Genomic DNA, 21,740 nt, shown 5'->3' with positions numbered 1-21,740 from the left:
GAAATCATTTCTCCAGGACTTTCCCATTTAATTCTTGGGTAAATTGACCTTTTTCAACCGCTATTTTGCCATTGATGATACTATACTCCAGCCCTTCTGAATATTGAAATGCATCTGAATAATCCGCCTTATCCCTAAAAGTGTTTGGATTGAATATGATGATATCCGCATAATACCCATCCTTGATTTCACCCCTATATGGAATCTTGAATATTTTGGCGGTTTTTGAAGTACTGCCGTTGATAAAAGTTGCTAAATTGATTATGCAGTCACTTTTTACATATTTATGATACTTTCTAGGGAAAGAACCATATTTCCGTGGATGCCCCGTGTTCCCATCCGATCCGGTTACTACCCAATCTTGTTTCATGAAGTTTTCAATATCATATGGATTCATGTTAAAGGAGGCCACACGCACATAACCGGTTTCCAGAATGGGATATACCGCTTCTTCTGGGGTTAGCTCCAAGATTCCGGAAACTTCCAAAAGTGTCTTTCCAAGAAATCTCTCGTCATCACACTTTACAATCAACAGCTTGTCGGGTCCACCTCTTCTGGCAATATTTTTTTGGGTGTCCTCCAATACCCGTGTTCTGGTCAGTGGATCATTTGCTCTTAAAAGCAATGAATCTTTACCCCCGCTCTCGGCCCATCTAGGTGAAACTGCTGCATTTAAACTAGTTGCAGAAGCATCATAGGGGTACTGATTGGCCGTGACAACCAATCCTTCGGCTCGGGCATTCAAAACCAAGGTGACAATAGAATCACTTTGTTTCCAAACATCGACTCCTAAGCATTTTATGTGTGATATATGAATGGGCAACTTGGCCTCACGGCCAATTTGAACGGCTTCTTCCACTGCAGTTATCAAGCCTACACTACTTGACCCTTCATCCCTCAAATGGGAATCGTAAATGCCTCCATTTTGTGCTACCACTTTGGCGAGTGCGATTACTTCGTCGGTCTTTGTGTAGCTCCCTGGCGCATAATAAAGTCCGGTTGACATACCAAAAGCACCTGCATCCATTTCTTTTTGAACCAACTCTTGCATTTTTTGAATATCTTCAGGAGTTGGGCTTACATCGCTACTGCCAATGACCGCTTTGATGACTTGATGGTGTCCCAAGAGTGGCACTACGTTTGTTCCGACACCTTGCTCTGTATAGAGATTTTTGTATTTGGATAATGGATAGAAACTATCCCCATCGTTACCTACAATTACCGTGGTCACCCCTTGCATTAAAAAAGGTAGATTGGCCGCAGTTTCTGGTTTAATTAAGTCCCTATCTGCATGGGTATGCGGGTCTATAAATCCTGGTGCAACAATCAAACCTGACGCATCAATGGTTTTTTGGGCAGTTATGTTTTCTGTTTTATTCCCAACAAAAACAATCTTGTCATCCTTTAACCCTATTGACACCTTTGAAGGCTCATTGTCCAAACCATTGTAAACATCTCCGTTCACAATGAGTATGTCTACATATTGTTGTGGGCCTGAACATGAGATTACCGCACACAATGTGGTGGCTGCCAAGAAAATCTTACTTTGTAAATGCCTCATCTTTTTGCTTTTTTAATAAGGTTTGCATCAGTTTTTCGGCATAAACAGCGGCCCTTTTTCTGATTGTGTCCCGGTCAATTTCATCACCATCTTCATAGGTGACGGCTTCGGAATTATAGGTGTTGATGAAGTAATTATAGCAATAGGGCAATTCTTGGCTTCTTCGTCTAGCTTCTACTTTGAAGGTGGATGTAGTTTCAATATTTTTTATCCACTCGGGAATTATCCCTGCGGTTTTGGTCTCGTTAATAGAATCGAGCACTAATAAATATGGGCCACTATGCGACGTATGAAAGTCCAAAGCGAAACGAACTCTTTTACCTTGTTTTGCTTTGTTTTCCATATAATTTTTGACCATTTGGGTCTCTGGTTGGGTAAAATCGACCCAATCCCTATTTAAATCCACCCCATTGGCATTGTGTCTCCAATTTCCCATATCGGCGCCATCAGGATTCAACAATGGAAAAGTATAGATATTGAAGTTGGACCTAAAACTTTTGGCGATGTCAGCATCAGAGAAAAGGGTCTCAAAAAAGCTCTTGAATCCTATGGTTCCCCCAGGTATCTCCGGCGGATGTTGCCGCGCAATCAAAACAATGCAGTCTTCCTGGTCTACTTCGTGCTCCAAAACATAATTGTCATTTGCCAAAGCAGTTTTCCCAGCTACTTTACTTTCGATTTGATGATTGCCCTCCAAATATTTTTTCATCCAATTATAGGTGTCTTCTGAAGTTTCTATTTCTTGGGCGGAGACATATAGTTTTTTCGGAGACACCTCTAAAAACAGGGTTGCATTTCCGTTACTGGAATCGACCTTCACCTTTGAAGCATCCATTACCTGCCAATGAATTTTATCTGTGCTTATTTTGGGGGCATATCTATGGGGATAATCTCCATAATCGAGGGTAATCTGTATGGATTTTTTATTGTTAGCCGTTACTCCAAAAGCAAACCATGGGCTGTTGTTAACGGGTTCAGATTCGGGAAAAACCTGACCCAAATATTTATTTTCTTCCAAGCGATGAACTTTACTAAGTCGAGCACCATTAAAAGAAGTGTCAAAAGTAATGTCATCTCCTGAGAGTTGTGCATCAGCATTTTTATCACTCCTACATGCAAAAAGCAACATGCAAAAAGCACAGATAGCCACCAGTTGTCTAATTGACATGTTTTGTTTTATTAATCGTTGGATAGGTATTGAACCATAGTAAGAGGCAACAATGAGTTTTTCATCCCAAGGAACCAGTATTTTATGGTTTTAAGAGAAACATCGAACATCACTTGTCTCATTAGCAGGTCGTCCCGTTCTTGCACGAACGACCTGCTTTAGAGAACAAAATGCATAATTACTAACTCAAACTACACTATAGCATCCTAGCTAATCTCTACCATAGTGCCTATTCAAAAGCACTACGTAATGCGTATTTAATTTTCTGGCTCAAAGACTATGATATTATCGATATCAAAAGATTCGGCTGTTGCCCCACAAGATGCCTCAATCACTAGCTGATAGGATCGTACTCCTTGCAGAAAGCCCGTGTTATATTCATTCCAAACTCCGGCAACGGCCTCCACATCATCATCAAAAATATTGACCATGTCAATGGTTTCATTTCCAGAATCAGTAGTGATATTGACAAAGGCGTGGATCCCATCTTCAGATTCCCAAGAAGTGTCACCAAAAAAGGCTTGAAATGAGATTCCTGAATTGTTCTGTCCATCAGGAACGTCAACAATATCAAAGGTGATACGAATACCTCCGTCGGCATCTTCAATATGGTATCCTTGGGTTCCGTCAGGATAGGCTTCATAATCCTCAAACAAACTGTAAACACCTATTCGCTCTTCTATAAACCCTAGACTGCTAGAACTGATACCTGGTATGGCAAAATATTCGGTGTTAAACCCAATTTCGTCATCGGCACCCGAGCCTGTTGCCATGAAATCTACAAAAGGTGGATTGGCTCCATTGAGAAGGTCACCCGTTTCATCGGCACCTCCATTACGCACATAAACATCATCATCGTTGGGACCAATAGCAACTTCTTCAAATGAAGTGCTCCTAATAGTTTTTGCCGGTGGCAAAAAGAAAGTTACATCAAATTCTATGGCATCTTTTAAACCAGTTGCCTTTAAACGTACCGTAGAATCACCTCCTTGATTCACATTGTTCTCATCGTAAGCTGGCGTTTCACCTGAAAATACACCGGTTGGTGTTGTCACCGTTGCGACCAGGGTAATCCCTTCGCTTAAGCTCAGGTCACTGTTGGTGATACCCAAGGCACTTAGAATATCGCCAACTGAAAGATTTAAGTCTGCAGGGAAAGATGTTATCTCTACAATATTGTTAGCAACATTACCATCATAAACGGCAGATAAAGAGTAGCTGGTTATATTGTTGTTCGGGTCGAGCAATCTTGCAGAAATCGTTTGGGAATCTGCTTCCAGAATATTGAAATTTAGGTCTGGTACGTCTTCAAATTGTACAAAACCTCCTCTTACAGCTATATCTTCCAAAAGGTTATTGTCATCGGAACATCCCATTATTAGGAAAAAGCAGCTTAATATTTTGATTATTTTTTTCATGCTTTTAATTTTTTGTTATTTAATGAACCCATCAGGATTAGTATCCCAAAATACCTTGACCGTATTTTGCTTTTGCGAAATGGATGCATTGGTTGAAACGGCATCGTCAGCGTATGGAAAACTCCTTGGAAATGTCGGATTATCGTCATCTATGGGTATTTGGATGTTGGAAGGATATCCGGTTCTTCTGTAAGCATTGTAGGCTTCAATTGAATTCCCAAATGCTGCCAAATAATACTCCGTAATAATAACGTCCAATCTTTCTTCATCTGAAGTTGCTGCGGCGTAATTTGCCATTACTTCATTCACATAATCGTCAATATCGGTGCTTGTTGCTGCCATTGTGGAAGTTACTCCTCCAAATCCCAAAACTTTACTCATTGAAGCTCTGATTGCTTCTTCCAGCAAGGTGGCCGGGTCTCCATTTGTACCCAGTACCAAAGCCGCCTCGGCCGACAAGAATTTAACATAGGATGCTGTTAGTATGGGTAAAAATCCTGCTCCTCCCAGGTTCTGTGTGTCAGGAGATTCCTGGAACTGATCTTCATCAAAAGACCCACCCGCAGGGTAAATTCCATAAACCGTTCTTAACAGATTATCACCTCGTCCTGTCCTACCTTCTCCATGGTCTAATCCCCAATATTGGTCTCCCACATAACAGAAATCTACATCAGGGTCTCCTTGACAGGCCAAATATGGAGGCCCACTAAATGGATCTTCGTCGGACTGACGATAGAGATAATACCGAATTCTTGGATCACTGTTACTTTTAGAATCCTTCAACATAAACATAAAGTAATTGCCTATGTATTGTGAAAATCCATTGATATATCCTCTTGTAAAATAGGGATGTCTGCTCTCTGGTTCTTCCACAGCCACATGGTTGTAAACGAAATCCTCCGATTCACTGTCAATAATATTGGAATTCAACAGTGCATTAATTTCACCCTGAAGACTACCAACATTCAAATCTCCACCAGCTAGTCTGGCCTGAACCAGCAATCGAAGCTTAAAGGAATTGGCAAATGCAATCCATTTATTTTTGTCACTTCCATAAAATAAATCTGACGAAACATCGAACGTGGCCTCATTGATATCCAAAATGGCCCGATCAATATCACTTAGCACCTGTCTATATAAATCCACTCCACTATCCAATTTTGGACTTGGAAATTCACTGGGATTGCCAGCTTCTGAATATGGTATGCTCCCCACGTAGTCTACCATGGTGATGGTGAGATAACCAAGCAAGAGCTTATTGATCGCATTATGAAACAATAGATTTTCATCTGTTGAAGCTTGGTTCTCAATGGTTCTTGAAATATTCAAGGCTTCATAGTATCTTTCCCATTCAACATTGAGTACGGCAACATCGGCAACATCCCCATAGCTATCGGTCATTGCTTCGTACCGCATAATATCATCGCTATTGATGATCATGTCTCCCATGATATCCTGAAACAGATATTGCACTTCGTTCAGTAAAAATTCAGGATCTGCGCTTTCAGGGCTTAAAAAATTCGGGTTCTCCTGCAAATCAAAATCGTTGACCTCACAGGACAGAAGCATCAGAACAGTGGCTACACTTAAACTGAAATATCTTGATATTCTTTTCATCTTTTTACTTTTTAATTGGTTAGAATGTCACTGCAAGTCCAAAGGCGAATCGTTTGGTGGAAGGAATGTTGTTCCTACCCAAACCGCCATCATTTTCTGGATCGTAATTCACATACTTTGGAAAGTTTGGTGCTACGTACCATAAATTCCTTCCTGTCAAAGTGAAATCGATTTTTTCAAAAGGAAGTTTATGAATGCTCTTCCCTTGCAGTGTATATCCCAATGAAACTTCCCGTATCCTAAACACGGATGCATCCCACATGCTCAGATCGTTCGCATTGTAGAAATTGGAGAAAACGGTCCTTAACCCATTCAACTGTATGGTATTGGGTATTTTGTTACCGCTTGGATCCAATAGAATCTCTCCGGTATCGTCATCGGCCAAAAATCCAGGAATAACAAATGAGCCTTCCCTGTTTTCGGTATCCCTTGTAACACCCCGCTCCAATATATCTTCTACAGATCTGGAGGAGATTTCGCCACCATGTCGGTACTCCAATTGCGTGGAAAATGTAAAGTTCTTATAACTGATATTGTTGATGGTTGTCAATCTCCAATCTGGATTGGGGTCACCAATTACCCTGTTGTCCAAACCAACGTCGGAGCTTGCAATCACCTCTCCTACTCTTGAACTGGATCCATTACCACTGATCAACAGATTACCTTCATCATCCCGTAAGGCATAATCTCCCACAATGGCATTTATGGGTCTACCTTCCACTGCCCATCTGTCTGCAGTTGATGTCAGCCTGATATCTGCCCCTGTTTCGGTGGTCTTCACCACTAAGGATTCATCGGCAGTAAAAATATTTCTCCAGTTCCATCTAAAGTGTTCTTTTCTGATCAAATCAATGCCCAAATCCACTTCAATACCTTCGTTATCCACTCGACCAAGATTAATGAACTGAATGTCAAAGCCGGTCGAAGGTGATAAAGGAGATTCCACAATTTGATCCTCAGAAATTCTCTTATATAATGATGTTTCCAAAGTAACCCTGTTGTTGAACAGTTTGGCTTCCACCCCTATCTCAAATTCTTTGTGCAACTCAGGTTTTAAATCTGGATTCGCAAATATTCTGCTGAATCTATTGGTAACGGGAAAAGTACCATCGGCAGCTGCAAAGCGGTTTGCATCGATGACCAAGGTATTTCTTGTTCTAAAGGGTTCTGGAAATCCGGAGGAAGTCGCATAGGCTCCCCTAAATTTCAAGTAGTTGATAAAACTATCTCCAAAATCGAAAGCCGAAGTTGGTACAAATGATACAGAGGCACCTGGATAAAACAAGGAGCGGTTTTGAGATTCCACGGTACTTCCCCAATCATTTCTTCCGGAGAGGGTAGCATATAAAAATGTTTTATACCCCAACTGAAACTGGCCAAATGCCCCAGCAATATTCTCTCTTGAAGATGTGAAATCGGTTTGTGAAGTTTCATAGTTGCTCGGTCTTAAAAAACCATAGGCAATCTGTCCTTGTGAATCGGATGAAATCCGTTTGGCCCTGGTCAATTTAGAGTTAAAACCAACTTGTGCTTCCAAATTTAGGTCTTCTGTAAGATACTTGTTATACCCCAAAATGACGGTTTGATCTACGGTTACTTCCTTTCTGTAATCCAAGTTCAAATAACCATTTCTAAATTCATCATTGTTAAACCCTCCTTTGTTGGAAAAATCAAAAGTGTCCCAATGTTCGCTATCATAACCTACCCTATAAGTAAGATTAAGATTGTCATTAAACTGGTAATTGGCATTTACGGTACCAAAAACACGTACAACATCGTCACGGACCCCAGAATTGTTGAGTACCCAAAGTGGATTTGTATCATTTCTATAGTACACGGATTCTCCGGTTACCGGGTTTTGGAAGGGTAACTCTGTGATGTCAATATTCCTTGGCAAATAGAAAATTCTTCTGAAGATTTCCTGTGTCTGAATTCGGTCAACCTTTCTAGTGGAATAATTTAAAGTAGCCGAAACATTGAATTTATCGGTCACTTGGGCATTACCTCCAATCCCGATATTGAATCTTTTTAAATCGTTATCTCCTAAAATTCCTGTTTCATCAGTATATCCGGTCGAAATATTAAATCCCAGTTTTTCTTTGGAAGAAGAAACCGTAAGGGAGTGAATTGTTCCAAAGCCCGTATCAAAGAGATTGCGAACATTATCTGGTTTGGCCTTATATGGAATGGTCGCATTTTCAAATTCAGGAAATATATCGCTTTGCCCGGCGTAAGGGTGGGCTACTTCGTCCAACTCAGTGAAAGCAGGTCCCCAAACCGATAAAAAGGTTGGAATAAAATTACCTTCTTGTCCTTGACCATAAGTGTTTTGGTATTCCGGTAGTTGAGAAACGGTATTTACATATGTAGTTGTAGAATACGATGCCGTAGTCTTACTTTCACCTAAAGCCGCATTTCCGCTTTTTGTCTGAATCAAGATTACACCGTTTCGACCTTCACTACCATATAAAACGGCTGCATTGAAACCTTTAAGTATATTCATACTTTGGATGTCGTTGGGATCTATATCCCTAATGCTTCCCGCAAAGGGCACATTATTTACAACCAGTAATGGTGCGTTGGACTGGGTAAGGGATATGGAACCCCTAATCCTAATCTGGGCAGCAGACCCGGTTTGACCATCGGTGGTGGAGATATTGACCCCTGCGATTTTACCTTGTAATGTTTTTGCCAAGTTCGCCTCCGGTCTTTTCTCCACATCTTCAGAATTCAACTTTGTAACTGAATACCCCAACGCCTTTTTTGACTTCTTGATACCTTGGGCCGTAATCACAACTTCTTCCAAAGATTGCGCATCTTCTTTTAAGATTACATTTATGACCGTCTGGTCACCTACGGTGATTTCAGTTGTTGCATAACCAATGTAACTGATTACCAATACGGCGTTAGTATCCGGCACTTCAATGGAGTAGTTTCCATCAAAGTCGGTTGTGGCCCCAGTGGTTGTGCCTTTAATCACTACACTTGCACCGGCCAGCGGTCCCAAGTCATCACTGATCACCCCCGTAACCGTAATCTGGAGCTCATCTGCCATTTGTGGTTTAACAGCCACAGGAATTTCAGCTTTCTTAAGCACAACCTGCCTACCATTTATATGGTATCCAATATGGTTCGGCTTAAAATGGCGCTCCAAAGCTGCATCAATAGTTTGGTTTTTAATTTTAAAATCCCCCTTTTTTTCATTTAAGGCAGGTAATAGATCTTCACCATACATAAAAACAAACTCACTTTGACTTTCGATGCTAGAAATGATATCTAGCAAGGAAGCATCTTTTAGGTTGACTTTTAATTTCGTCTTTTGTGAGTAAGCGTCCGTGTAAGAATAAAGTGTGAAGAGCAATAAAAATAGTGTCAGAAACCTCATCACTTTTTTGATTTTGTCCATAAAATTGCCTGGGCAATCATATGGAAACCCCTTTTTTTCCATAATTTAGTTAGTTGTTTGTTTAAACAATTCCTGTTTTTAACAGGTTACACGCCAGAGCATGTTCGTACCATGCTCTGGTTTTTTTATTTGGTAATCACATACGCATTGATTCCATTTTTTTCATATTTGGCTGAGGCCGAAATGGCCAAATTTTCCATAGTCTCTTCAATTGAGTCATTAAGATCCAATTTACCCGTCAACCTAAATTGTTGGTTAATACCTTCTCCCAAGCTTATTTTAACGTTGTAATAAGTTTCTACCCGTTCCAAAATATCTTGTAAGGTCTCTCCTTTAAATATCAACAGTCCCTTGATCCAAGAAATATACATTTCGGTGTTCACTTTCATTTTTGTTTGAACAGTTTTGGAAGAAACACTCCATGCTACCAGCTCGTTAGGCTTCATCACGGTTTTTGTTTCATTGGCGAACAATTTCTTCGATTGGTTGGTCAAATGAACCTCGCCTTCTGCCAATACCGTGGTTACCATATCATTCTTGCTATAGGAGTTTACATTAAACTTTGTTCCCACAGCAGTGATGGAAAACTGATCATCCTTTAAGACTTTTACCGTAAAGGGTTTGCTTGGATTGGATTCTACCTCGAAAAATGCCTCGCCATCCAAATACACTTCTCTTACATCTCCTAAAAACCGCTTCGGAAAAACCAATCTTGAACCCGAATTCACATGAACTATAGATCCGTCGCTTAATGTAATTTTGCTATGCCTGCCAAATGGAACGATAAGCTGGTTCATTTGAAGGTCTTCGGCAGCACTTTTGCTATCAATATTAAGCGTGTCTCTTTTATTGATAACCAAATTGTTGTTGTTGGAATAATTGATCACCGACCGCTTTTGACCAATAGCAATTTCCTGATCGTTTTCAAGAATCAATTTTGTATCTGTTGCAGAATCTATAGAGACTTGCAGCAATGAATCTATATTAACTTCATTGCCATTTGGAGTGCCCAAACTGAAATAAACCGTGGCCCCAATTAGAACCACCAACACCGCAGCATATTTTAAGATGTTTAGATAGATTATACCTCCTTTTGACTTCTCAATACCTGTCTTGACATATATTCGATCTAGTATCTCCCTTTTTTCATCTTGTGATAGCTTTTGGTTGGTAGCTTCCAACTTTTCAAGAAATTCCTTTAAAATTTGAATTTTGGTTTCTTCCTTAGGATTTTCTAAGATATATGCCTCCCAATACGCATTTTTTTTATCTGTTGGATTGGCTATCCAATCCACAAATTTTTCATCATCAAGATATTTGGTAAAGTCGTCCAATTCTATGCTATTTATTCCATAGGGACAGAAGTATGCATTTTGTGGACACTTTTTTTAAGGTTTTTTTAATTTTTTATCTAATTCCCTGCATTTTTGGGAATCGAGACTTGCTCCCCTTCGTTTAAAACTGTAAAAAAAACATGGAATATGAGTGGAATTTAAAAAATTCCTAAGGTGGAATAGAAAAGAACAATTCCCTTATAATCATCAAAAGCTTTACTGTTTCTTAACTTTTTTACAGCCCGATATACTTGTTTTCGAACTGACGCATGGTCAATATTTACAATTTCCGAAATGTCGTTATAACTTAGCCCAACACTAAAGCGTAAATACATTATTTCCTTTTGTTTTGAAGAAAGGGAATCCAATGCCTCATTGACCAAACGTTTTTTTTCTTCATCGAGTTCTGATAAAATTCTCTTATCCTCAAAATTGTGACCAGCACTAAAAGCATGTGGGGCCTGTTCATCCAGTTTGGTCTTTTTCCGTTCTTTTTTTTGCTTTTTGAATATGGTATGCTTTAGGGCTTTCAGGACATAAAATTTGATATTATTGGGCTCGGATATCGCATTTCTGTGCTCAAAAATGTCTATAAAAACCTCTTGTATGCAATCTTTTATCAATTCCTTGTCCGAATCCAACTTTAGTCCATAGGCATACATATCATCTATACATGATTTATAAACTGATTCGAATGCAGTTTTGTCACCAGCTTTAAATTTTGACCATAAATTGCCCTGATCCATATATAACCGAGTAGCTATGTACGCATTGATCGCGCTCCAAGCTTTAGTTGATTATAAACAAACTTAAAAAATTAATTTAACCTTTGTTTATCTGGGATTTTTGAACGGAATTGCTGATTCGGGCTTTAAAAATGTTTTGTTTTTCGTGTTAAACTGAATATTTTATTTCAATTCACCTTGTAAATGCATATTGGACAAGAAGTTATAGGTTTACTCCCTAGAAATTACAATTGTCACAATGCTTTCTATAAGCGTATTGACCTCTTTCAATCCTGCTTTAATTTTATTGGCATGATATTCATACTTTTTTCCATTAAATCTTAGTGTGGAAACAGGTAAATCCCTTATCCTATTAAAAACAACCGGTTCTATTAGATTGTTATGTAGGTATTTTTTTAATTTCTCCATTTCCTCTGAGGTTAGCCTTCCTTTGATTTCCCTATTGGATTTGGTTCCCCTTGCCCTTTTATAAACAAAGTTTCCATCAGGATAGACCCAAAAATCGTAAACAGGACATCTACCCAAGCAGGGGCCTTTGGAATAGTGAAGCAGAGGTTCTTTTTGCTGGATTGCAACAGCTTCTTCACCTGATCTGCAGGCAAATAGTGCTAGTATCATAATCATGTATACCTTTTTCATAATGAATTTGTAGTGTTAGCCCCTTGACCAAAGCCAAGGGGTCTTATTTATTTATTTTCAACTCGCCTTTTTGTGATGGGTGCAGCCCTTTTTTGGATTTCCAATGGTATTTGCCTTTTTCCAAGAGCCAGCAACAGGCAGATAGCTCCTACCTTTTGAGGACGACATATTCCCACGGATAAAGTTTCTAAATGTAACCAGCTCCTGGTGGTCATACATAAGTTGGAGTTTTTGTTCGGCAATGGAATTGCCGTTGGGCCCTCCTTTTCTTGTTACAAAAGTTGCGAACACCTCTGCTATGTCCTCACCCGGATTGGTAGATGCATAAGCGGTTACATATCGGTCTCTATGTTTTTGATAAAATTGCTCTAGTTTCTCCTCGCTATCCTGGGCGGCTTGAAACTCACTCCATATGTCCGCCCAATATTTGGATTGTAGTTTGTTGATGTACGAATCGGTCTTTGCACAACCTTCGCCTGTAAAATAATTGTTACAGTCACTTTCGGAAATTGATGCGTCCACTTGGTCAATATCCAAGGTTAGAATATGTCCAAATTCATGGATAATCGTATAGGCCAGTTCTCCTCCCGCATTAAAACCACCGTCATAGGCAAAATCAATAGCAATGCCCATTTGCCATTTAGACAAATCATTGGAAGTAGGGAAAACATATCCAGCTGTTCCACTACTTTCACCAGAGAAAATCATAAATTCACTCATTCTGGCCAAGTAGCTGGTCGGGACAATTTTCTTGACTAGATCCCATACTTCATTGTGCTTGTCAATGTCTTTTTGAAACTCCAAGTCCGACCCGCTTACCTTGTAATCGGTCTTTTTTACAATAGTTGAACCTTGCACCGTGTATAATGTTATTTCCCCTTCGCCTTCATCGGTTCCGGAGCCATCACCTGGGTCTTCCCCACCATTCCCATCGGTATTGTCATTACCGTTGTCTACGTTGTTATCTCCATCGGTGTTATCAGTATCTGAAGTATCCGCTACCGGATTGGGGTCAATAAGTATATCATCCTTTTGACAGGATTGAATGGTAATTATCGCCAGAACTATTAATAAAATCCATTTTAGTTGTTGCAGCCTTTTCATACTTAAAATCTTTAATTGAACATTTATTTTAATCCACAACAGTTAACTTTTGAAGCACCCTATTTTTTTCTTTCTTTTTTTAAAAAATGACTTTATCCAACTTTTAATCACAAAAAACTAGGGTAAAAACGCACCTTCTTGTTGTGTCATTAACAGGGGAAATTTGGAATAATGGAAAAATGAGAGGAATAACCTTTTTGAAATAATTAGTTTTGGGATACAAACTTTATTTCAAATATGGGATTTGAGCATAAATCCGTTTGTGAAGAAAACACCTTTAAGCAGATTTTTGATGAGCATTCCGAAGTAATTCGAAATTTCATCTATTACAAATGCAAGGATATGCAACAGGCCGAGGACATTACACAAGACGCCTTTGTAAAACTTTGGAAGAATTGTAAAAAGGTGGTTTTCAGCAAAGCCAAATCGTTTGTAATGAAAGTGGCTCAAAATGCATTTTATAATGAAGCAGCACATGAAAAGGTGGTTTTAAAATACAATGCATCGGCTTCCATCAAAAAGACATTTACGGAAAACCCTGAATTTTTAATGGAGGAGAAGGAATTCTTGGAAAAGTTACAACGAAGCATTGCCAATCTTCCGGAAAAGGAACGGATTGTGTTTTTACTGAGCAGAAAAGACAAAAAAACGTATAGGGAAATTGCCGAAATTGTAGGTATAACCCAAAAAGCTGTTGAACGACGAATGCACCTAGCATTGTTAAAATTAAGGGAAAAAATAGGTAGGTCCATTTAAAATGGAAAAGATGGAAGAGTTTAAAAACATAGACGACTTTTTAGCCAAATGGTCAAGCGGGGAATTGTCCCCTGACCAAAAGAAGGCCTTTGAGCAATCTGAAGATTATCCCTATTACAAAGCAATTCTTGAAGGCACAGAGGTATTGGATGTTCCATCTTACAACAAGGAGGACCTTTTCCAAAAAGTTCAACAGCAAAAAGAAAATGAAGGAAAGCTTGTTCCACTTATCCCAAAATGGGTTTATGCCACCGCCGCGGCCATAGCGATTCTATTTTTTGGGTACACTTGGCTCGCAGGAAGTGCCACAGAATTTACCACGGATTATGGTGAGCAGTTAGCCACTGATCTACCAGATAACTCACAGGTAATACTCAACGCAAATTCAACCCTTTCTTTTAAGCAAAAAGATTGGGGAAATGGGATAAGAACGGTGAGTTTAATTGGAGAGGTCTTTTTTAAAGTTAAAAAAGGTTCGGACTTTACCGTTGAAACTCCAAGTGGGCAGGTAACTGTACTCGGCACCGAGTTTACCGTTAAAGCTGAAACCGACTTTTTAAAAGTGGTTTGTTATGAGGGAAAAGTTAAGGTGGTGCATAAAGAAGCATCTCAAATTTTACTTCAGGGGGATGCTTTGAGAATACACGAAGGCACCGTTGAAAATTGGAAATTATCAGATATCAAACCTTTTTGGACACAGGGTGAAAGCAATTTTACCAATGCCCCCTTAACTGAGGTCATCAAAGCACTGGAAAATCAATTTGGAATCACCATAAAAGATGAAAATGTTGATACAGATGCTCGCTTCACAGGAAGTTTCACTCACGGGGATTTGAATGCCGCATTGCGAATCGTTTTTGAGTCCATGGATATTACATATACTTTTACCAACAAGAATACCGTTATTCTTGTGGAGAAGTAGATGAAAAACCTTTTTATTCCTTTTTTTTTCCTGCTATGCTTTAACGCATATGCCCAAGAGGTGACGTATTCATTTACGTTTAACGATATTCCTTTGGAGAAAGCCCTTGATCAAGTAGCCAAGACGTTTGACATTAAATTTTCTTTCAAGACCATATTGGTCAAAAACAAACGGGTCACCCTGAATATTAATAATATGTCCCTGGAAAATACCATTCGGGAACTGGCCAATTCTTCAGGAATGTCCTATGATAAAATAAATGAACGCTATTATATCTTAAAGGGTAAAACACGTATTTTTTGCGGATACCTAAAGGATAAAACGGATGGATTCCCTATCGTGGGGGCAACAATTGCCAATTCCAAAAAGAAAACAGGAACGGTTACCAACAATATTGGCTTTTTTAAGCTTGATAAAATAGCATCCACAGATACACTTTCTATATCATATCTAGGTTATAAAACCCTTACAGTTTCCGGAAATGCCATCAACGAAAATGACTGCGAGGTGTTTGCATTGTCCACAGATGCCCAGGCACTTCAAGAGGTAGTGGTCAAAGAATACTTGGCTCGCGGAATTTCCAAAAACCAAGATGGATCTATACAAATTGCGCCCAATAACCAGGATATCCTTTCAGGACTACCAGAACCAGATGTACTGCAAAGTACGCAATTGCTCCCAGGAATTGAAAGTCCGAATGAGACCGCTTCTGGTCTTTTCATAAGAGGGGGTACACCCGACCAAAACCTTATTCTTTGGGACGGTATTAAGATGTACAATTCGGACCATTTCTTTGGAATGCTCTCTGCTTTTAACCCATATATTGTGAAAAATGTGAAGGTCTACCGCAGTGGTGCTCTTCCCGAGTATGGCGATAGGGTCTCGGGCGTATTGGACATTAAAACCGACAATACCATTTCAAAAAGAGTACAGGGAGGGTTGGGGTTTAATATGACCCATGCAGATGGCTATCTTAAAATTCCGATGTCCGAAAAACTTGGACTACAGGTATCCGCCAGAAGAGCGTTAACCGACCTTTTTGACACCCCTACCTTCAATAAATTTACCGATAAGGTCTTTCAGAATACCAGTATCAAAAGAAATCAAGAAGTATTTCAACCAGAATTCACCGAAAGCACACAAACATTCTATTTTACCGATGTTACTCTAAAGGCCATTTGGGATGTTTCAAAAAACGACAAAATCACGGTTTCCTCGCTATCAACCAGAAATAAATTGGATTATTCTTTTGAAGATACTGAGTTTATCGATATTTCAAGCGACAAGCTCAATATCAAAAACTATGGTATCAATGCTGCATGGGAAAGTAATTGGAACAGTAATACTTCATCAAAATTTCAGGCATACCATTCTACTTATGATTTTGCCTACGATGGACAAAACCAATACTTTAGTTCCGAACAGACCACGTCTAAAAAAAACACGATAAAGGAAGTTGGTTTCACATTTAAAATTGACACAAAACTCAATAAGAAATGGTCACTTTCCAACGGATATCAGTTTTTTAATAACCAAGTGGATTTTCTATTACAACAAGACGATTTTTCAGAAAGTGACAAAGTAGACAATCCTACCCATACCTTGTTTCAAAATCTTGTTCATCAGTTTGAAAAAGGCTATGTACAGATAGGGCTTCGAACTTCTTATTATTCTGAATTGAAACGATTTCTAGCTGAGCCAAGACTTTATGCTGAAAAAAAAATTGGAAACAGTTTTAGGTTAAAAGGGTCAGCAGATGTTAGGGGTCAGGCCATAAGTCAAGTTTTGGAATTTGCCACATTGGATTTTGGACTTGACAACCAGATTTGGGCACTCGCAAATGGCGTAGACATTCCACTATTAAAGAGTTATCAGTTCTCAACCGGGCTTCTTTGGAACAAAAATGGATGGAGCGCTGATATCGAGGGATATTACAAAATCATAGATGGGATCACTTCATTTACACGTGGTTTTGAATCCGTTGATGATAGCTTTACCGAAGGAAAAAGCATCACTAAAGGAATGGATCTGTTTCTCAAAAAGAAATGGGACAACTATTCCACATGGTTGGGATATACTCTTTCCAATACCGATTTTGAGTTTTCCGAACTCAATATGGGCAATGCTTTTAAAGGCAACAACAACATCGGCAATTCCATTACCTGGTCACATTTTTATACCTGGAAAAGCCTTCAATTTTCTTTGGGATGGAAATATAGGACCGGTATTCCGTTTACCGATGCAATTGGAACCACAGGAACGGGAGATGACATCCAAATTCAATATGGAACGCTAAATGCAGAGACCTTACCCGACTATCACCGCTTGGATTTTTCATTGATTTATGATTTTGTGCTATCCAAAAAGGAGAGTCCAGTCACTGCCAAATTTGGGTTTTCGGTGCAGAACATATACGGGCAAAGAAATATTTTGAACAAAAGTTTTGGACTGTTTCAAGTTTCGGACGAACAAAACAATAACACTATTGAACTTCAAGAAATAACCAGATATTCTTTGGGCACTACACCTAATCTGGTATTTAGATTAAATTTTTAGGTAGACCAATCCACTCACCAGTATATTTATTCAATGCTAACTTTTAACTTTTATTAACGCCTGTAAAATAGGGTAATCCCTTGCCGTTCTGTTGTGATAAAAATTAGTCGAATCAAAATTTATATCATGAAAATTTCAAAACAGCAACGAACCATTAAATTTTTATCATTTTTATTGAGTTTATTCATCCTATCCTGTTCCAAAGATGACGGTCCTACAACTACTGCAACAATAGACCCTGGCACCGATCCTAATTTTAAGATAGTTGCAAATACTGATGTAGGGTTTCAACATTTCAATAGAAAAGTGGTCGTGTTTGATATCCCTATATATGCAGTCCAACGTGTCGAGGATAGCAAACTGCTTCATGCCGCAAACTTGATGGCCCAATATCTGGATAATGATGAGGATGGCAATATCGACAATACAACAATCCATAATTCCATGAAGACCAACAAAGCCTTTCTATTTATGTGGAAAATCGAGGCGGATCGGGATAATTTTAATCCACCAAGTGGATTTTCCGTAGGTCAGGACTTGGGAGTGGATGAAACGGTACCCCAATGGCACATCAATGGACATACTGGTACTTTTGATGCTGCTCTAGAGGAAGTATGGCATATTATTACCAATGGAGGGCATGAAAGGGCCTATCCCAATGTGTTCAGTTCCCAACCCGGTTCGGAAATCAGTAAAGCCATGGATGTGGCTCGAGGTGGAAACTTTCAAAATCCACCTTCGTCCTATCCCGAAGGAGCATGGTATACCTACGATGATTCTACCTGTGATTACAATTGTCAGGTTGGCGAATATCTCTACTGGGTTATGACCTCTATTTTGGGTGCCCAAGAAAACCGATTAAATGAAATTGGGAATGAATGGACTTTAAATACAAAAGCCAAGGTGCAATCAACTGATACAAAAGCCTGGGCGATATTTACAAATCCTTCCTACAAACTTCCCAGTGTATTACCGGATGGAACTTATAAAAGATAGTTGTCAAAAAACGCTCAAGATTACTTGAGCGTTTTTTGTTTTTATTGTGATCATGGTAGGATTTAATATCCACACAAAGCTCCGCTTTGAAAACCAGAAAGCCCCACTAACAAATTCAAGCAAGCTTGATTTGACGTGAAGCCTTTTGTTAATTCGTGACCACGGTAGGGTCGGAATATCTTAATTATCTATCTGATATTCAAAAAGTTATAATTTTATTTATTCTGTGTGCGCACCGAAATGCCAGCCGGATCGCACTTGGACTTCAAATGAACTTATTTGACCTTAAATTTAATCATTTTTTTTCAGTTCAAAAGAAACAAGGCCAGTCCATCTGAAGTTAGAAAATCCATAACAGAGTTAGGTTAGATGAAGGTGGAATAAACAGAAGGGGTACTCCCCATATGTTATGCCATATTTTTGCTACCCATTTGTTTGAAAAGGTACTGACATTACACACATTCAATAATTATTTGGACATGAATCCACAAGGATCAAAGACATATACACACATGTTGCCGACGGGTCGTTTATGAAAATAGAGGATTTGCTATCTTAGGCGTATAATGAATATATGATCAATGATCATATACAATTGTTGTGAGCAATATGAGAAAAACGCTGTCGATATTAATTTTGTTTCTGATTTTATCCTGTGAAAAGTCGGACTATAAAACGATTGACTACGATGTGTTTGCAATAACAGTTCCGAAAAATTGGTCGGAATATGAAATAAACGGAATAGACAGCTATGTTAGCGGATTGATAACGGACAAAAACGATACGCTGATTTTTGACTTGGGTTGGTACTCACCCGATTTGACTAAAAACCCAGAGGTATTGGTATTTGAACAGTCTGAATATGCCGAATTTGGCGACAAGCAAAAAAAGCAATTAGAAAATGTAAAGCACTTGGTTATTGAGGATTTTCTAACCGCTGAATATGACGCAAAAGATTACTTTAAGTACGAATACGAATTAGACAGTATTGACTGCTTTGTAGCCAAATTTATAAAACCAAGAAACAAAGGATTTGGAGCAAGCGGAATTTACATTGACAGCTTAAAAGGCGGTGGACCGAATTCTAATAAAACCAGTTTGAGTTTTTATGGAAATAGTCTATCTGACTCAACGCAAATGGAATTTTTTAAAGCCCTGAAAAGCATAAAACTGACAAAATACTGTGAATAAAATACTGCTCACAACAATGTATAACCGCAATTACGGCGGATTCGACTACGTCCGAATCCACTCGGAATTGCTAAAGTCAGTACTAAACCGAAAATTAACGCATATTAACCCGTAACTGACGGTTATACGAGACCGTTGTGCTTCATTAAACTCAAAAATTATGAAAAATCACTTTTCTTTATTACTCATATTGATACTTGTAATTTACTCTTGCAAAGAAGAGAAGAAAAGTAAATATGATTTATTGATTTTAAATTCAACTATTGTTGATGTTAAAACCGGCACACTAAACAATGGAAGTTTTATTGCTATTTCAAATGATACAATTCGGTTAATAGGCAAGATGAACGATATGAGTATGCTCGAATCAAAAGATACAATTGATGCTGCTAATAAATATGTGATGCCAGGTTTATGGGATATGCATGTTCACTTTAGAGGAGGAGATTCGCTTATTCAGGAAAATAAAAACCTTCTTCCACTTTTTCTCAGCCATGGAGTTACAACCATTAGAGATGCCGGAGGAGATATGACCCCAAGTGTAATGAAATGGAAAAATCAAATAAACAATGGTACTCTCAATGGACCAAATATTTTTACCTCGGGACCTAAACTAGATGGACAAAAACCAACATGGGAAGGCTCAATTAATATTGTCAATTCTAATCAGATAAAAATGGCATTAGATTCTCTAGAAGGAATTGATGTTGATTATGTCAAACTTTACAATTACACATTAAGCAAAGAGATTTTTTATAACATCATAAAAGAAGCAGAAAAGCGTGGTCTTAAAACAACTGGACATGTTCCTAAATCTGCTAATGTCATTGAAGCAATTGAATATGGATTTGATGGTGAAGAACATATGTTCTCAACCTTGCAAGCTTGCTCAAAAATGGTCAAAGGAGAGCTTAAATTTGATTCCAAAAGTGCTGCTGAAGTATATGCTAAAATGGCATCTCAAGACTTCTATATAACTCCAACCTTAAATATTCAAAAAATACTTATTGAAATTCTAGATACGGATCACGCAGATGATGAAATATTAGCATACATAGGAGAGGGTATTCAAGAGACATACCAGATGCGAATTGATCGTGCCATAAAAAATAAAGCGGAAGGAAGCGATTTAGGAGCCAAAACATTAATGCAGTTTGTAGAAATGATTGTTCCTATGTATCAAGCTGGAATTAACGTGCTAGCTGGTTCAGACTGCGGCCCATTTAACTCCTACAACTATCCAGGAGAATCATTACATGGAGAATTAATAATGTTGGTAGAAGCTGGCCTTACCCCACAGCAAGCACTTGAATGTTCTATAGTCAATGGTCCTAAATTCTTTGGTTTGGAGAATTTTTATGGCAGTATAGAAAATAATAAAGTCGCAGATTTGATCTTATTAAACAAGAACCCTCTCCAAAATATTAAAAATATTGAAGAAATCAACATTGTGATTAATAAAGGAAAAATATTTGATGGAAAATCAATTAGTCAAATGTTGAGACTTTTGAAAAATTAATAACGAAGCACAACAACGTGTATAGCCCATTGCGGCTGAATTTCCAAAATGGAAATCCTTGTAATTAACTATCTTCGGTACAGGCGGACATTTTCCGTTGGAAAAGTCTGCAACTAATCATACAAAAGACCGTTACCGCCAACTATCTGTCATTACAAACGTCAACTAAATGGAAAAACCATATAAAAATATAGGATATGTATTCCTCCTATTGATTCCAATGGCAATCTTAGGATTTTATAAATCCTATATTATTCAGTCACCAGATATTGATATCGTAATTGATGGTTATATTCATTTTCATGCAATAGTATCATCTGTTTGGATTGGATTACTGATTTCCCAACCCTTGCTAATCCGGTATAAGAAATACCATGTACACCGATTATTTGGTAAGGTTTCTTACATCGTTTTCCCATTACTAATCCTTACTTTCATACCATTAATTATCAGAAATTTTGATGGTTTAGCTTCGGTCATAAATCCTGTTTTTGACGCTGGGTTATTATTGCTTTTTTACCCTCTTGCTATTAAAAATAAGAAAAACATCACGCTTCATATGCGATATATGATAGCAATTACTTTGATATTTATTGGCCCAACATTGGCAAGGATTTTATCACATTGGACACATATTAATAGTTTTTGGTCAACTATGATTACATGGGGTTCTATTAATTTGATCTTAGTAGGGTTAATTTTTTGGGACAAAATCAATCATCGTGAATACAAGCCATATTTAGTAGCACTTTCTGGATTTTTCGTTTATCTGGTTGTGTTATTCATACGTAGTTACTAACCAGCAAC

16 protein-coding genes are annotated in these 21,740 nt (G+C 38.4%); 7 read left to right on the top strand and 9 right to left on the bottom strand.

Translation table 11 applies throughout. The features are described from left to right. Positions 1 to 4 precede the first annotated feature (4 nt). From ACULLG_RS07650 to ACULLG_RS07610, 9 genes are all read right to left on the bottom strand, one after another. Positions 5 to 1,561, bottom strand: coding sequence for an N-acyl-D-amino-acid deacylase family protein (locus ACULLG_RS07650; RefSeq protein ID WP_452126178.1), 1,557 nt, complete (start codon positions 1,559 to 1,561; stop codon positions 5 to 7). Beyond that, the gene (locus ACULLG_RS07645) at positions 1,542 to 2,729 is read right to left on the bottom strand and encodes a M14 family metallopeptidase (RefSeq protein ID WP_452126177.1); all 1,188 of its coding nucleotides are present in this window, start codon (positions 2,727 to 2,729) and stop codon (positions 1,542 to 1,544) included. Before ACULLG_RS07645 ends, ACULLG_RS07650 begins: the two co-directional genes overlap by 20 nt. 257 nt (positions 2,730 to 2,986) lie before the next feature. Continuing rightward, positions 2,987 to 4,147 (bottom strand): hypothetical protein, encoded by a 1,161-nt coding sequence (locus ACULLG_RS07640; protein WP_452126176.1) that lies wholly within the window; start codon positions 4,145 to 4,147, stop codon positions 2,987 to 2,989. A gap of 15 nt (positions 4,148 to 4,162) precedes the next feature. Further along, the gene (locus ACULLG_RS07635) at positions 4,163 to 5,764 is read right to left on the bottom strand and encodes a SusD/RagB family nutrient-binding outer membrane lipoprotein (protein ID WP_452126175.1); all 1,602 of its coding nucleotides are present in this window, start codon (positions 5,762 to 5,764) and stop codon (positions 4,163 to 4,165) included. Between the two features lie 19 nt (positions 5,765 to 5,783). After that, positions 5,784 to 9,149: a SusC/RagA family TonB-linked outer membrane protein gene (locus ACULLG_RS07630; RefSeq protein WP_452126174.1), complete on the bottom strand. Its 3,366-nt coding sequence runs from the start codon at positions 9,147 to 9,149 to the stop codon at positions 5,784 to 5,786. A gap of 146 nt (positions 9,150 to 9,295) precedes the next feature. Further along, the gene (locus ACULLG_RS07625; protein ID WP_452126173.1) at positions 9,296 to 10,504 is read right to left on the bottom strand and encodes a FecR family protein; all 1,209 of its coding nucleotides are present in this window, start codon (positions 10,502 to 10,504) and stop codon (positions 9,296 to 9,298) included. A gap of 158 nt (positions 10,505 to 10,662) precedes the next feature. Further along, on the bottom strand, positions 10,663 to 11,250 hold the full coding sequence (locus tag ACULLG_RS07620; protein WP_452126172.1) for an RNA polymerase sigma factor: 588 nt from the start codon (positions 11,248 to 11,250) through the stop codon (positions 10,663 to 10,665). Between the two features lie 210 nt (positions 11,251 to 11,460). Further along, positions 11,461 to 11,874, bottom strand: a complete 414-nt coding sequence (locus ACULLG_RS07615; RefSeq protein WP_452126171.1) for a DUF6438 domain-containing protein — start codon at positions 11,872 to 11,874, stop codon at positions 11,461 to 11,463. A gap of 72 nt (positions 11,875 to 11,946) precedes the next feature. After that, positions 11,947 to 12,993 carry a hypothetical protein gene (locus ACULLG_RS07610; protein ID WP_452126170.1) on the bottom strand — a complete coding sequence of 349 codons (1,047 nt, stop codon included), beginning with the start codon at positions 12,991 to 12,993 and terminating at the stop codon, positions 11,947 to 11,949. Positions 12,994 to 13,230: 237 nt separating this feature from the next. On the opposite strand from ACULLG_RS07610, the gene ACULLG_RS07605 reads away from it, so the two are divergent. From ACULLG_RS07605 to ACULLG_RS07575, 7 genes are all read left to right on the top strand, one after another. Continuing rightward, entirely contained in the window at positions 13,231 to 13,749 is a 519-nt protein-coding gene (locus ACULLG_RS07605) for an RNA polymerase sigma factor (RefSeq protein ID WP_452126169.1), read from the top strand. A 10-nt stretch (positions 13,750 to 13,759) separates the two neighbouring features. Continuing rightward, the gene (locus ACULLG_RS07600; RefSeq protein ID WP_452126168.1) at positions 13,760 to 14,671 is read left to right on the top strand and encodes a FecR family protein; all 912 of its coding nucleotides are present in this window, start codon (positions 13,760 to 13,762) and stop codon (positions 14,669 to 14,671) included. Next, the gene (locus tag ACULLG_RS07595; RefSeq protein WP_452126167.1) at positions 14,672 to 17,227 is read left to right on the top strand and encodes a carboxypeptidase-like regulatory domain-containing protein; all 2,556 of its coding nucleotides are present in this window, start codon (positions 14,672 to 14,674) and stop codon (positions 17,225 to 17,227) included. Between the two features lie 126 nt (positions 17,228 to 17,353). Continuing rightward, positions 17,354 to 18,223 carry a hypothetical protein gene (locus tag ACULLG_RS07590; RefSeq protein ID WP_452126166.1) on the top strand — a complete coding sequence of 290 codons (870 nt, stop codon included), beginning with the start codon at positions 17,354 to 17,356 and terminating at the stop codon, positions 18,221 to 18,223. A 609-nt stretch (positions 18,224 to 18,832) separates the two neighbouring features. Next, positions 18,833 to 19,414 carry a hypothetical protein gene (locus ACULLG_RS07585; RefSeq protein WP_452126165.1) on the top strand — a complete coding sequence of 194 codons (582 nt, stop codon included), beginning with the start codon at positions 18,833 to 18,835 and terminating at the stop codon, positions 19,412 to 19,414. Between the two features lie 160 nt (positions 19,415 to 19,574). After that, positions 19,575 to 20,933: an amidohydrolase family protein gene (locus tag ACULLG_RS07580; RefSeq protein ID WP_452126164.1), complete on the top strand. Its 1,359-nt coding sequence runs from the start codon at positions 19,575 to 19,577 to the stop codon at positions 20,931 to 20,933. A gap of 169 nt (positions 20,934 to 21,102) precedes the next feature. After that, the gene (locus ACULLG_RS07575) at positions 21,103 to 21,732 is read left to right on the top strand and encodes a hypothetical protein (RefSeq protein ID WP_452126163.1); all 630 of its coding nucleotides are present in this window, start codon (positions 21,103 to 21,105) and stop codon (positions 21,730 to 21,732) included. Positions 21,733 to 21,740: the final 8 nt, after the last annotated feature.

This window comes from Flagellimonas sp. 2504JD1-5 (assembly GCF_053618295.1).
The sequence above is the reverse complement of the archived record's forward strand: the minus strand, read 5'-3'. Positions and strand labels throughout refer to the sequence as shown.

Excerpts from the sequence above, each read along its gene's own strand:
- ACULLG_RS07650 (WP_452126178.1), bottom strand. The coding sequence starts at position 1,561 with ATGAGGCATTTACAAAGTAAGATTTTCTTGGCAGCCACCACATTGTGT.
- ACULLG_RS07645 (WP_452126177.1), bottom strand. The coding sequence starts at position 2,729 with ATGTCAATTAGACAACTGGTGGCTATCTGTGCTTTTTGCATGTTGCTT.
- ACULLG_RS07640 (WP_452126176.1), bottom strand. The coding sequence starts at position 4,147 with ATGAAAAAAATAATCAAAATATTAAGCTGCTTTTTCCTAATAATGGGA.
- ACULLG_RS07635 (WP_452126175.1), bottom strand. The coding sequence starts at position 5,764 with ATGAAAAGAATATCAAGATATTTCAGTTTAAGTGTAGCCACTGTTCTG.
- ACULLG_RS07630 (WP_452126174.1), bottom strand. The coding sequence starts at position 9,149 with ATGAGGTTTCTGACACTATTTTTATTGCTCTTCACACTTTATTCTTAC.
- ACULLG_RS07620 (WP_452126172.1), bottom strand. The coding sequence starts at position 11,250 with ATGGATCAGGGCAATTTATGGTCAAAATTTAAAGCTGGTGACAAAACT.
- ACULLG_RS07615 (WP_452126171.1), bottom strand. The coding sequence starts at position 11,874 with ATGATTATGATACTAGCACTATTTGCCTGCAGATCAGGTGAAGAAGCT.
- ACULLG_RS07610 (WP_452126170.1), bottom strand. The coding sequence starts at position 12,993 with ATGAAAAGGCTGCAACAACTAAAATGGATTTTATTAATAGTTCTGGCG.
- ACULLG_RS07605 (WP_452126169.1), top strand. The coding sequence starts at position 13,231 with ATGGGATTTGAGCATAAATCCGTTTGTGAAGAAAACACCTTTAAGCAG.
- ACULLG_RS07600 (WP_452126168.1), top strand. The coding sequence starts at position 13,760 with ATGGAAGAGTTTAAAAACATAGACGACTTTTTAGCCAAATGGTCAAGC.
- ACULLG_RS07595 (WP_452126167.1), top strand. The coding sequence starts at position 14,672 with ATGAAAAACCTTTTTATTCCTTTTTTTTTCCTGCTATGCTTTAACGCA.
- ACULLG_RS07590 (WP_452126166.1), top strand. The coding sequence starts at position 17,354 with ATGAAAATTTCAAAACAGCAACGAACCATTAAATTTTTATCATTTTTA.
- ACULLG_RS07585 (WP_452126165.1), top strand. The coding sequence starts at position 18,833 with ATGAGAAAAACGCTGTCGATATTAATTTTGTTTCTGATTTTATCCTGT.
- ACULLG_RS07580 (WP_452126164.1), top strand. The coding sequence starts at position 19,575 with ATGAAAAATCACTTTTCTTTATTACTCATATTGATACTTGTAATTTAC.
- ACULLG_RS07575 (WP_452126163.1), top strand. The coding sequence starts at position 21,103 with ATGGAAAAACCATATAAAAATATAGGATATGTATTCCTCCTATTGATT.